Consider the following 12,292-nt stretch of genomic DNA (forward strand, 5'->3'; position numbering starts at 1 on the left):
GGTCAGGACTCCTGGTCGTGCCGATTGGCCCGCTCTTCCAACTTGTTCTGCAGGTGCGACAGCACCGTGGCCAGAATCCAGTAGATCAGTGCGGCGGCAAGATACATGGTGAAGACTTCGAAAGTCCGGGCGGTAATCAGTTGCGCCTGGCGGAACAGTTCCGGCACCTGAATGGTGGCGGCCAGTGCCGTGTCCTTGACCAGCGAAATGAAGCTGTTGCCCAGCGGCGGCAGCGCCGTGCGCATGGCCTGCGGCAGGATGGCCCGGCGCAAGGTCTGCGCACGGGTCATGCCGATGCTCGCAGCGGCTTCCCACTGACCACGCTCGATCGAACCGATCGCGGCCCGCAGGATTTCACAGGCGTAGGCGGCCATGTTCAGCGAGAAGCCGATCAGCGCTGCCGGGAGCGGATCCAGTTCCAGACCCAATTGCGGCAAGCCGTAATAGATCACGAACAGTTGCACCAGCAACGGCGTGCCGCGAAAGAACGACACGTAGATGCGGGCAATCCAGCTCACCAGTTTGAAGCGCGACAGGCGCATCAAGGCCAGGCCGAAGCCCAGCAGCAAGCCGAAGAACATGCCGCCCAGACTGAGGATGACCGTGTAGTACGCGCCCTTGAGCAGAAAGGGCGCGGAGTCCAGTGCGAGTTGGAAAGCTTCTTCCATTATTTGGTGACGTCAGCTTGGAAGTATTTTTCCGAGATCTTCGCCAGGGTACCGTCGGCACGCAGCTCATCGAGAGCCTTGTTCACCGCAGCCAGCAGCTCAGGCTCGCCTTTGCGCAGGGCGATACCGGATTCCTGACGGGAGAACGCTTGACCGGCAGCCACGGTTTTCGGGGCTTTCTTGGCGTATTCAAGCGCAGCCAGACGGTCGATCAGGATGGCGTCGGTGCGGCCGTTGTTCAGGTCGGCGAACTTGGTCGGATCATCATCGTAGGTACGCACGTCAGCGCCCGGCACATTGGCGCGGACCCATTGTTCGTAGTTGGTGCCCAGGCCGACACCTACTTTCTTGCCGGACAGGTCGGCAGCAGTCTTGATGTTCAGCGCGGCTTCCTTGCTCTTCAGCACCAGCGCCTGAATCCCGGAAATGGTGTACGGCTCGGAGAAGTCATACTTCTTCTTGCGCTCGTCGGAGATAGTCACCTGGTTGACCACGATGTCCAGACGCTTGGATTCCAGCGCTGCGAGAATGCCGTCCCACTTGGTCGGCTGAATCTTGGCTTTGACGCCCAGCTTTTTCGCCAGGGCTTCGGAAAGCTCGACTTCGAAACCGGACAGCTTGCCGTCGGCGTCAACGAAGCTGAACGGTGGGTAAGTGCCTTCCAGGCCGACGTTGATAACGCCTTTGTCCTTGATCTGTTGCAGTTGCTCACCGGCGGTTGCCTGGCCGATCAGGCCGGCGCTCAGTGCAAGGCCCAGCGAACCTACCAGCAGATTGCGACGTAGTGCGGAAAAATTCATGACAAGCCCCTGTGTTTTCTTATGGAAGACGCTTAAGGAAAGTTGGCGAATTCGGGATTTGAACGACTGCGTTATCGTGCCCTAAAGCAGCTTATGCGTCTTGCCCGAAATTCGCCTGCGGCGAGACTATAAGATGTCTGCTTTAGACTTGAAAATACTTAATGATCTTTCTGTTATTCCAATTTCGAATATATATGATCAATTGTGGCGAGGGGATTTATCCCCGATGGGGCGCGAAGCGGCCCTCTCTTATGACTTGAAGAGCAGGGGACTGCTGCGCAGTCCAACGGGGATAAATCCCCTCACCACAGAAATTCTCGCAGCAGGAAGGATCAGCTTGTCAGCGAATCCTTGTAGGCAAACAACGCCGGCGCCCCACCGGTGTGCAGGAAGATGATCGGGCCATCGTCGAAACGCTGGCGGCCGATCCCGTCGAGCAACCCGGCCATGGCCTTGCCGGTGTACACCGGGTCGAGCAGCACCGCGTCCTGACTGGCCAACAGTTTCACCGCCGCCAGGGTCCCGGCATTCGGCTCGCCGTAACGCGGGCCGAAGTATTCGTCCCACAACTCGACCTTGAAGCTCTCCGGCAATTTCACGCCCAGCAGGTCTGCCGTGCGTTCGGCCAGGCCCTGCACTTTTGGTCGCTGATCTTCCTCAGTGCGCGAAACGGTCACGCCGATCACTGGCAATTTCGGCAGTGCTTCGCTCAAGGCCAACGCCAGACCGCTGTGGGTCCCGGCGCTGCCCGAGGCCAGCACCACGGCGGCGAAATCGAGGCCGGTGTCCTTGATCTGCTCGGCCAGTTCCAGACCGGCACGCACGTAACCCAATGCACCGAGGGCATTCGAGCCACCGATCGGCACCAGATACGGCTTCTTGCCATTGCTGCGCAGGCGCACGGCGAGGGCGGCGAGTTGTTCATCGGCGTTATCGAGGTTGTCCACCAGCTCGACCTTGGTGTCGAACAGATCCAGCAGCAGGCGGTTGCCGTTGCCGGTGTAGTTGCTGTCGTCGGTGCCCAGCGGATTTTCCAGCAGCGCCACGCAACCCAGGCCGAGTTTGGCCGCCAGCGCGGCGGTCTGGCGCACGTGATTCGATTGCAGGGCGCCGGCGGTGATCAGCGTGTCGGCGCCCTGGGCGAGGGCATCGGCGGCGAGGTATTCGAGTTTGCGCAGCTTGTTGCCGCCCATGGCCAGCGGCGTCAGGTCATCGCGTTTGATGTACACCTCGCGGCCCAGCCAGGCGGACAGGCGTTCAAGTTTTTCCAGCGGCGTGGGTTGGCCGAGCAGGTCGAGACGGTTAAAGCGATCCAGCTGTTGTTTGATCATGAGCCCGTACTGGCGGAGAAAGATGACAGGACTATAGGCACGCCGTTTTACCGGGGCAACCGTGAATCGCTTATAGCCAAATGTGCTTAGCCCAGCACTATCGGTTCTTAATTCGCCTTCGTTGGCATGCCGTAAAGTAGTCGCCGTTGACGCGGCCCGACCGTCCGGCCGCCCGTGAGGAGTCTTTACCGTGAGCGAGCGTTCCAGCCATTGGCAATTGCAGACCATCGTCAGCCAACTGCGTACCGCGCGGGATCAGTGGCGTACCCAGAATGGCCGGGCCAGCGGCGAGCAGGGTGGCCGTGAGTTACCGTCTCGCGCCGCGATGGCAGAGATTCTCGAGGCGCTGTGTGGCGCGTTGTTCCCGATGCGTCTGGGGCCGGTGGACCTGCGTGAGGAGAGTGAGGACTTCTATGTCGGGCATACCCTCGATGCAGCCCTGAATGCGTTGCTGGGGCAAGCGCGGCTGGAGTTGCGTTATGTCGCCCGGCACAGCGCTCAAGGTGACGCTGACGTCGAAGCTCAGGCGATCCGCATCATCCAGGACTTTGCCTTGGCCTTGCCGGGCCTGCGCAGCCTGCTCGACACCGACGTGCTGGCCGCCTATCACGGTGATCCGGCGGCGCGCAGTGTCGATGAAGTGTTGCTCTGCTATCCGGGGATTCTGGCGGTGATTCACCATCGTCTGGCGCACCATTTGTATCGCGCCGGGCTGCCGTTGCTGGCGCGGATCAGCGCGGAGATTGCGCACTCGGCCACCGGTATCGATATCCACCCGGGCGCGCAGATCGGCCGCAGTTTCTTCATCGACCACGGCACGGGTGTGGTGATCGGCGAGACCGCGATCATCGGCGAGCGGGTGCGGATCTATCAGGCTGTGACCCTCGGGGCCAAGCGCTTCCCGGCGGATGAAGACGGGCAGTTGCAGAAGGGCCATCCACGGCACCCGATTGTCGAGGACGACGTGGTGATTTATGCCGGGGCGACGATTCTCGGGCGGATCACCATCGGCCAGGGTTCGACCATTGGCGGCAACGTCTGGCTGACGCGCAGCGTGCCGGCGGGGAGCAACCTGACGCAGGCCAATCTGCAGCATGATGACGGCACGCAGAAGTAAGTTCCTGAATCTGCGTTGCCGCGTCAGGCCTCTTCGCGAGCAGGCTCGCTCCCACACTGGAATGCGTTTCAAATGTGGGAGCGAGCCTGCTCGCGAATGGTTTTTTTGGTCAGATCGAGATAATGGCATTCAGCCAATTCTCCATTGAACGAATCCCCTCAAACCCGCGTCATACCCCTCCTTGGGCTACTGTAGGAAAACTACCGCCTGGCCCTGCGATTAGTCCTTAGCGCCCTATCCATGTTTAACTTGAACGTTCATTCAAGTTAAACCGGTGGTTCGCTGCCCGCTCACAACAGGAGGCTTGCCTTTGCTGAGTCCGATCATTTCAGCCACGTTTCAACCCCTCGAGGTGCACGTTTCATGAGTGCATCGTCTACCCCCGCCAGCGGTCTGGTACGCATGAATCCGCCGGTGTTCTACTTCGCCGCGACGGTCATTCTGCTGTTTGGTCTGGTTGTCATCGCCATGCCGGAGCAGGCCGGTGCCTGGCTGCTGCAAGCGCAAAACTGGGCGGCCAACACGGTCGGCTGGTACTACATGCTCGCGATGACGCTGTATCTGGTCTTCGTGGTGGTCACCGCGTTATCGGGCTACGGCAAGATCAAACTCGGTGCCGACCACGACGAACCCGAGTTCAGTTACCTGTCCTGGGCCGGCATGCTGTTTGCCGCCGGGATCAGCATCACGCTGTTTTTCTTTTGTGTCTCTGAACCGCTGACGCACATGCTCCAGCCGCCACAAGGCGAGGCCGGCACGGCGGACGCGGCGCGGCAGGCGATGCAGATTCTGTTTCTGCACTGGGGCCTGCACGGCTGGGGCGTGTTCGCTTTCGTCGGCATGGCGCTGGCGTACTTCGCCTACCGGCATAACCTGCCGTTGGCGTTGCGCTCGGCGCTGTACCCGCTGATCGGCAAACGCATCAACGGCCCCATCGGTTATGCGGTGGACGGCTTCGGCATCATCGCCACGGTGTTCGGTCTCGGCGCCGACATGGGCTTCGGTGTGCTGCACCTCAACTCCGGTCTGGACTACCTGTTCGGCATCGCTCACACCCAGTGGATTCAGGTCGGCCTGATCACGCTGATGATGGGCGCGGCGATCATCGTCGCCGTGTCGGGTGTGGATAAAGGTGTGCGGGTGATGTCCGACATCAACATGCTGCTGGCCTGTGCGCTGCTGCTGTTCGTGTTGTTCGCCGGCCCTACCCAGCACCTGCTCAACACCCTGATCCAGAACCTCGGCGATTACCTCGGCGCGCTGCCGATGAAGAGTTTCGACCTCTACGCCTACGACAAGCCAAGCGACTGGCTCGGTGGCTGGACGGTGTTCTACTGGGCCTGGTGGATCGCATGGTCGCCGTTCGTGGGCCTGTTCATCGCGCGGATTTCCCGTGGTCGGACCATCCGTGAATTCGTCTTCGGGGTGCTGTTGATTCCGCTCGGCTTCACCCTGGCGTGGATGTCGATCTTCGGCAACAGCGCGATCGATCAGGTGCTCAATCACGGCATGTCGGCGCTGGGTATGTCGGCCATCGACAACCCGTCGATGACCCTCTACCTGCTGCTGGAAACCTACCCGTGGAGCAAGACCGTCATCGCGGTGACGGTGTTCATCAGCTTCGTGTTTTTCGTCACTTCTGCCGATTCCGGCACCGTGGTGCTCTCGACGCTGTCGGCCAAGGGCGGCAACCCGGATGAAGACGGGCCTAAGTGGCTGCGGGTGTTCTGGGGCGCGATGACTGCGCTGGTGACCAGTGCGCTGCTGTTCTCCGGCAGTATCGATGCGCTGAAGTCAGCGGTGGTGCTGACCTCGCTGCCGTTCTCGCTGATTCTGTTGCTGATGATGTGGGGGCTGCACAAGGCGTTCTATCTGGAATCGCAGAAGCAGATCGCGCAATTGCATTCGCTGGCACCGGTCTCCGGTTCGCGGCGTGGCAAGGGTGGCTGGCGCCAGCGTCTGAGTCAGGCGGTGCACTTCCCGTCGCGCGACGAGGTGTACCGCTTCATGGACACCACGGTGCGTCCGGCGATTGAAGAAGTGACGGCGGTATTCGTCGAGAAGGGCTTGAACGTGGTCACCCAGCCGGATCCGGCGCACGACAACATCAGCCTGGAAATCGGCCACGGTGAGCAGCATCCGTTCATCTATCAGGTGCAGATGCGCGGCTACTTCACGCCGTCGTTCGCCCGGGGTGGCATGGGTTCCAAGCAGCTCAACAACCGCCGCTATTACCGCGCTGAAGTGCACTTGAGCGAGGGCAGTCAGGACTACGATCTGGTCGGCTACACCAAGGAACAGATCATCAACGACATCCTCGACCAGTACGAACGCCACATGCAGTTCCTGCATCTGGTGCGTTGATCGGCAGCTGAGCGCCGGGACGTTTCACGACTCGGCGCTCAGCACCATGAACAACACCATCGCCGCCATCGGCACCCCGAACACCGCACTGCCCACCGCGATTTCCGACCCCAGCGGCTGCCCGGCATGCACCACCCCCACCGCACCATTGATCACCGTCAACGCCAGCCACAGCGCGGCGAAACTGTAGGCCAGCGTTTGTCGGCTGAAGCCAACGCGCTCGCCGATGTAGAGCATCAGGGCGAGCAGGACCAGACCGAAGAAGATGATGATTGCGGTGTGCATAGGCGTGCCTGCGGGTCATGCGGTGCTTGATCGGACGCCTTCGCGGGCAAGCCCGCTCCCACAGTGATCTCGGTCATTCACAGATTCTGTGTACAACCAAAATCCTGTGGGAGCGGGCTTGCTCGCGAAGGGGCCACCTCGGTGTTACTTCGAGCATAGACAACTCTGCCTTCCATTTGCCTTATTCCGTTGATTAGCTTTAGGTTCGCGCAGTGGCATTGATGCGAAAACTGAGTCCACCCTCAGGTAATGATCAATTTCAAGATGTGTATTTTGACTTCTTGTCTGGGGGGTTGAACCTATAGTGGCCAGCATCAACTGATGTATGGAAAGGATTGCAGATGAAATTCCCGGTCGTTTTGCACAAGGATGCCGACTCGGACTACGGAGTGATTGTCCCGGATGTACCGGGGTGCTTCTCCGCAGGTAGCACGGTAGCCGAAGCTTTTGAAAACACTCAGGAGGCTCTGGCCCTGCACTATGAGGGACTGGTGGCTGATGGTGCACCGTTGCCTCGAGTTCAGGACATTGATGCACATCTCGACAACCCGGATTATGCGGGTGGAATCTGGGGTGTTGTCGACTTTGATATCACGCCCTATTTCGGCAAGTCGGTACGCTTCAACGCCACGCTGCCCGAGCAACTGCTGGAGCGTATTGATCAAACAGTCCGGCGTGATCAACGCTACAGTTCCCGCTCCGGATTTCTGGCCGCAGCTGCTTTACGCGAATTGTCGGCATGACGAACAACCTGTAGGGGCTGCCGCAGGCTGCGATCTTTGGCTTATAAAAGCCAGAATCAAAGGATCGCAGCCTGCGGCAGCTCCTACCGAGGCATGTGTCTCAGGTGCTCTCGCGCTCGATCACATTGCACTGCAACAGATTCAGCCGCTGCACCTCATCGCTCGGCATCACCCCAAGGCTTTCCAATACCCGCGTTGCCGCCAGCACGCCGATCTCCAGTGCCGGTGGTTTGATCGTGCTCAGGCTCGGCAGGAGCATTTCGGCGAACGGGTAATCGCCGAAGCCGAGCACGGCGCAGTCTTCGGGGATCTTCAGGCCGGCGCGTTGCCCGGCGAGCAGGCCGCCGGCGGCGAGGTTGTCGTTGGCGAAGATGATGGCGTCGGGGCGGGGTGAAGCGTTCATCAGTGCTTCCATCGCTTGCTTGCCGGCCTCGAACGGCGCGCGGTCGGCGTCCGGGGCGAACACCCACGGCTGCAGTCCGAACTCGCGCACGGTGGCGGCGTAACCATCGCGGCGTTCCAGTGCGCTGAGGTCGCCGGGGGCACTGTTTTGCACGAAGGCGATGCGGCGATAGCCTTTGCCGTGGAGATATTGTGCAGCCGTGACGCCGACTTCGTAGTGCGAGAAGCCGATCTGCATCGGCTCGCGATCCGGCTGGTAATCCCAGGTCTCGATCACCGGAATCTCTGCCTCGGCGATCATTTTTTCCGTGCCCGAACTGTGGAAGTGGCTGGTTAACACCAGCGCCGCCGGCGACCAGCCGAGAAATGCGCGCACGGCGTTTTCTTCCTGCTCGGTGCTGAAGTAACTCGACGCCAGCAGCAGTTGATAACCGTGGCGGCTGAGGGTGTCGCTGAAGCCCTGGATGGTGTTGGCAAAGATCGGCCCGGAGATGTTCGGAATCACCATGCCGACGATTTTCCCTCGCGCCGAGGCCAGCCCGCCGGCCACCAGGTTCGGCACGTAACCCAACTCGGCGACCACCGCCGCAATCCGCTCGCGGCGCTCAGGCGAGACGGTTTCCGGCTGATTGAAATAGCGCGACACGGTAATCGCCGACACCCCGGCCTCGCGCGCTACGGCATTGAGGGTCACGCGTCCGGCGCCACGGCGTTTGCGGGGCTTTTCCTGGCTCAAGGCTTGATCCTTCTTAAAAACCAAAGCGCATATAAAAGTAATTTTTCAGTATTGGACGCTCTATGCCGAGCTTGCCGATACTGGCGATGTTAGCGCTAACAAAGCGCATTGTCTGCTACTCGCTCGAGCGAATGCCCAAGACACCGATTCAGGCGCTGTCGTCGCAGAACGGCAGCGGTTCAGGGCCAATTTCGAGCGGGCAAACATGCACAACATTCCTGGGGCGACACACACACTGGCGCAATCGATTCGCGCCGCTGGCTGGATCCTTACCGGGCTGGCGGCGTTGCCGCTGGCCAATGCTTTTGCCGCTGACAGCAGCGATCAAGAGCCGACCCTCAAGTCCGTCACGGTCACCGCCACCCGCCGCGAAGAGTCGCTGCAGAAGGTGCCGGTGGCGGTTTCGGTGATCGACGGCGAACAACTGGAGCGCGATAACCGTAACGGCGTGGCGAGCATCGTCCAGCAGGTGCCGTCGCTGAATTTCCGTACCGGTGCGTCAAACAAGGACACCTCGTTGTTCGTGCGTGGCGTCGGTACGATTTCCACCTCGCCCGGCGTCGAGCCAACGGTAGCCACGGTGATCGACGGCGTGGTCTATGCCCGCCCCGGTCAATCGACGCTCGACCTGCTGGATCTGGAGCGCGTCGAAGTACTGCGTGGCCCGCAGGGCACCTTGTTCGGCAAGAATGCCTCGGCCGGTGTGCTCAACATCACCAGCAAGGCGCCGACCAACGAGACCCACGGCTACATCGATCAGTCGTACTACAGCGGCAACGAAAGCCGCACCCGCTTCGGCATTGGCGGCAGCCTGATTCCGGATACGTTGAAGGGCTCGATCAGCACCCTGGTCAGCAGCTACGACGGCAACGTCGACAACAAATACAACGGCCAGGAGGTCAACGGCTACAACCATCGCGGCGTGCGCGGCAAGCTCGAATTCACCCCGAATGACGACGTCACCTTCACCCTGATCGCCGACTACATGCAGTCCCACGACGACGGCCCCAACGGCGTCGTCAGCAAGTCGCTGACCCCGGCCTTCGCCAACGCGCTGAGCCCGGTCTATGCGAGCAACCACAACCGCGACATCAACACCGATACCCGCACTCATGTCGAGGACACCAACAAAGGCCTGTCCGGTCAGCTCGACTGGCAACTGGGCGATTACACCCTGACGTCGATCACCGCGTGGCGCGGCTGGGACAACACGCAATATCAGGACGGCGATCGGCTGAGCACGATCACTGCAGCGTTCCCCGGCACCGCCGACAAGGGCGATCTGGCCTTCGATCAGTACTCGCAGGAGCTGCGCCTGGCCTCGCCAAAAGGTGAATTCCTTGAATACGTCGGCGGCCTGTTCTACATGCACGGCAAGGATGACGAGACCTACCAGCGCACCCTGACGACGCCGACCAGCGTCAACCGTGGCGTGGCTGACTACAGCACCACCAGCGACAGCTACGCCGCGTTCGGTGAGACCACGCTGAACTTCACGTCGGCTTTCCGCGGCATCGCCGGCCTGCGCTACACCCACGATGATCTGGAATACGATCACCGTCGTGTCTCGACCTCGGCGACCACGGTCAGCGGCATCCAGCCGGCCACCAGCAGTTCCGGTTCGGTGGACGAGGACGGCTGGTCCGGGCGCCTCGGCGTGCAGTACGACCTGAGCGCTGCGGTCACTACGTACCTGACCTACTCGCGCGGCTACAAAGGCCCGGCGTACAACGTGTTCTTCAACATGCAGCCGCGTGACACCGAAGCGCTGAAGCCGGAGACCTCCAACACTTGGGAAGCGGGGATCAAGGCCACCAGTTGGAACAACCGGCTGACCACTAACCTCGCCGTGTTCCATAGCGATTACGACAACTATCAGGCGAACTTTTTCGACACCGTCGCCGGGCAAGTGGTGACGCGCCTGATCAACGCCGGCAGCGTCAGTACCGAAGGCGTCGAACTCGATTACGCCTTGCAGGCGACCCAGCAACTGAAGTTCTCCGGGGCGCTGGCCTACACCCGCGCACGCATCGACCAATTCAGCTGCCCGGCGGGCGCGGCGGCCTCGTGCAACGTCAATGGCAAACCGTTGCCGTTCAGTCCGGACTGGAAAAGCTACGTGCGTGCCGACTACACCATCCCGCTGGAAAACGGTCTGGATATCGAGCTCGGCACCGACTACAGCTGGCAGAGCGAAGTGCAGTACGACATCAGCCAGAACGCCGATACCAAGCAGGGCGCCTACGGCATCTGGAATGCCAGTGTGGCGCTGGCCGATTACAGCAACGGCTGGCGCGTGGCGCTGCTGGGCAAAAACCTCGCCGACAAGTCCTACTCGCCGCTGCTGGCCAGCGGCGGCAACTACATCTACCGCGCCGTGCCACGGGATGACGAGCGCTACTTCGGCGTGCAACTGCGCAAGGATTTCTGAGATGAGCAGACAGCTGAAACTCGGCGCCTTTCTCATGGCCACCGGGCACCACGTCGCCGCGTGGCGGCACCCGCAGGTGCCGGCGAATGCGGGGCTGGATTTCGCCCACTACAAGCGTCTGGCGCAGATTGCCGAGGCGGCGAAGTTCGACACGCTGTTCGTCGCCGACAGTGTGGCCGCGCCGACCCAGGATATCGCCAGCCGCATGGCGCGTTCGGATCACTTCGAACCGCTGACCTTGCTCTCGGCCCTGAGCGCGGTCACCGAGCACATCGGCCTGATCGCCACGGCGACCACCAGCTACAACGAGCCGTATCACGTGGCGCGCAAATTCGCCTCACTTGATCATCTGTCGGGCGGGCGTGCGGGGTGGAATCTGGTGACCTCGGACAACGCTGCCGAGGCACTGAATTTTGGTCGTGACGAGCACCTCGGCCACGCCGAACGCTACAGCCGTGCGCGCGAGTTTCATCAGGTGGTCACCGGGCTTTGGGACAGTTGGGAGGACGATGCCTTTGTCCGCGACAAGGCCAGCGGTGCGTATTACGACCCAGCGAAGCTGCATGTGCTGGATCACGTCGGTGAACACTTTCGGGTGAAAGGCCCGCTGAACGTGGCGCGCTCGCCGCAGGGACAACCGGTGATCGTGCAGGCTGGCTCGTCCGAAACCGGGCGTGAACTGGCGGCACAGACCGCTGAGGTGGTGTTCACCGCGCAGACTTCGCTGGCCGGCGCGCAGGCGTTCTACGCCGACCTCAAGGGCCGCTTGGCCAAGTACGGGCGCAGTGCCGATTCGCTGAAAATCATGCCGGGGGTGTTTGTCGTCGTCGGCCAGACAGAAGCCGAAGCGCAGGAAAAATGTGAAACGTTTCAGCAATTGGTCGAACCGGAGGTTGGCGTGGCGTTGCTTGGGCGTATGCTGGGCAACTTCGACTTGTCGAAGTACCCGCTGGACGGACCGCTGCCGGCGTTGCCGCTGACCGACAGCGGCCAGCAGAGCCGGCAGAAATTGCTGACTGAACTGGCAGGGCGGGAGCATCTGACCCTCGCCGAATTGGGCCGCAGGATTGCCGGTGGGCGCGGGCATTACAGCCTGGTGGGCACGCCGGCGCAGATCTCCGACCGCTTGCAGGAATGGTTCGAGCAGGGCGCGGCGGATGGCTTCAACGTGTTGGTGCCGCACCTGCCGGGCGGACTCGAAGACTTCGCTAATGGCGTGGTCCCGGAACTGCAGCGCCGTGGGCTGTTCAGAACCGAGTATGAGGGCCGGACCTTGCGCGAAAACCTGGGCCTTGCCCGACCCGGCAACAGATTTGTGTAACACCCTTCGCGAGCAGGCTCGCTCCCACAGGGGAGTGCATTCCAAATGTGGGAGCGAGCCTGCTCGCGAAGAAGTCGACACCCATTCAAGACAG

At 61.3% G+C, this 12,292-nt stretch carries 10 protein-coding genes; 5 read left to right on the forward strand and 5 right to left on the reverse strand.

Features of this window, described 5'->3' with window-relative positions; genetic code table 11:
• Positions 1-2: 2 nt before the first annotated feature.
• The 3 genes from tcyL to V9L13_RS21945 form a co-directional block, all read right to left on the reverse strand.
• Entirely contained in the window at positions 3-668 is a 666-nt protein-coding gene (gene tcyL / locus V9L13_RS21935) for a cystine ABC transporter permease (protein WP_003220607.1), read from the reverse strand.
• Entirely contained in the window at positions 668-1,468 is an 801-nt protein-coding gene (tcyJ, locus tag V9L13_RS21940; protein WP_003220608.1) for a cystine ABC transporter substrate-binding protein, read from the reverse strand. Before tcyJ ends, tcyL begins: the two co-directional genes overlap by 1 nt.
• A 332-nt stretch (positions 1,469-1,800) precedes the next feature.
• On the reverse strand, positions 1,801-2,799 hold the full coding sequence (locus tag V9L13_RS21945) for a D-cysteine desulfhydrase (RefSeq protein ID WP_338800525.1): 999 nt from the start codon (positions 2,797-2,799) through the stop codon (positions 1,801-1,803).
• 190 nt (positions 2,800-2,989) lie between these two features.
• Between V9L13_RS21945 and epsC the strand changes: the two genes are divergently transcribed.
• Both epsC and betT read left to right on the forward strand, forming a co-directional pair.
• On the forward strand, positions 2,990-3,916 hold the full coding sequence (gene epsC / locus V9L13_RS21950; protein WP_003220610.1) for a serine O-acetyltransferase EpsC: 927 nt from the start codon (positions 2,990-2,992) through the stop codon (positions 3,914-3,916).
• A gap of 402 nt (positions 3,917-4,318) precedes the next feature.
• A complete protein-coding gene (gene betT / locus V9L13_RS21955; protein ID WP_338802890.1) occupies positions 4,319-6,280 on the forward strand; it encodes a choline transporter BetT in 1,962 nt (653 codons plus the stop codon).
• A 24-nt stretch (positions 6,281-6,304) separates the two neighbouring features.
• On the opposite strand, the gene V9L13_RS21960 is transcribed toward betT, so the two are convergent.
• Entirely contained in the window at positions 6,305-6,565 is a 261-nt protein-coding gene (locus V9L13_RS21960; protein ID WP_003220613.1) for a hypothetical protein, read from the reverse strand.
• A 341-nt stretch (positions 6,566-6,906) separates the two neighbouring features.
• Here V9L13_RS21960 and V9L13_RS21965 point away from each other — a divergent pair, with 341 nt between their 5' ends.
• Positions 6,907-7,308, forward strand: a complete 402-nt coding sequence (locus tag V9L13_RS21965) for a type II toxin-antitoxin system HicB family antitoxin (protein WP_003220616.1) — start codon at positions 6,907-6,909, stop codon at positions 7,306-7,308.
• A gap of 100 nt (positions 7,309-7,408) precedes the next feature.
• Here the strand turns inward: V9L13_RS21965 and V9L13_RS21970 are convergent, their stop codons facing one another.
• Positions 7,409-8,446, reverse strand: coding sequence for a LacI family DNA-binding transcriptional regulator (locus V9L13_RS21970; protein WP_338800526.1), 1,038 nt, complete (start codon positions 8,444-8,446; stop codon positions 7,409-7,411).
• Positions 8,447-8,651: 205 nt separating this feature from the next.
• Here V9L13_RS21970 and V9L13_RS21975 point away from each other — a divergent pair, with 205 nt between their 5' ends.
• Both V9L13_RS21975 and V9L13_RS21980 read left to right on the forward strand, forming a co-directional pair.
• Positions 8,652-10,877 carry a TonB-dependent receptor gene (locus V9L13_RS21975; protein WP_338800527.1) on the forward strand — a complete coding sequence of 742 codons (2,226 nt, stop codon included), beginning with the start codon at positions 8,652-8,654 and terminating at the stop codon, positions 10,875-10,877.
• 1 nt (position 10,878) lies between these two features.
• The gene (locus V9L13_RS21980) at positions 10,879-12,198 is read left to right on the forward strand and encodes an LLM class flavin-dependent oxidoreductase (RefSeq protein ID WP_338800528.1); all 1,320 of its coding nucleotides are present in this window, start codon (positions 10,879-10,881) and stop codon (positions 12,196-12,198) included.
• Positions 12,199-12,292: the final 94 nt, after the last annotated feature.

Source organism: Pseudomonas sp. RSB 5.4, from assembly GCF_037126175.1.
GTDB lineage: Bacteria > Pseudomonadota > Gammaproteobacteria > Pseudomonadales > Pseudomonadaceae > Aquipseudomonas > Aquipseudomonas fluorescens_H.

Excerpts from the sequence above, each read along its gene's own strand:
- betT (WP_338802890.1), top strand. The coding sequence starts at position 4,319 with ATGAATCCGCCGGTGTTCTACTTCGCCGCGACGGTCATTCTGCTGTTT.
- tcyJ (WP_003220608.1), bottom strand. The coding sequence starts at position 1,468 with ATGAATTTTTCCGCACTACGTCGCAATCTGCTGGTAGGTTCGCTGGGC.
- V9L13_RS21960 (WP_003220613.1), bottom strand. The coding sequence starts at position 6,565 with ATGCACACCGCAATCATCATCTTCTTCGGTCTGGTCCTGCTCGCCCTG.
- V9L13_RS21980 (WP_338800528.1), top strand. The coding sequence starts at position 10,879 with ATGAGCAGACAGCTGAAACTCGGCGCCTTTCTCATGGCCACCGGGCAC.
- tcyL (WP_003220607.1), bottom strand. The coding sequence starts at position 668 with ATGGAAGAAGCTTTCCAACTCGCACTGGACTCCGCGCCCTTTCTGCTC.
- V9L13_RS21945 (WP_338800525.1), bottom strand. The coding sequence starts at position 2,799 with ATGATCAAACAACAGCTGGATCGCTTTAACCGTCTCGACCTGCTCGGC.
- V9L13_RS21975 (WP_338800527.1), top strand. The coding sequence starts at position 8,652 with ATGCACAACATTCCTGGGGCGACACACACACTGGCGCAATCGATTCGC.
- V9L13_RS21965 (WP_003220616.1), top strand. The coding sequence starts at position 6,907 with ATGAAATTCCCGGTCGTTTTGCACAAGGATGCCGACTCGGACTACGGA.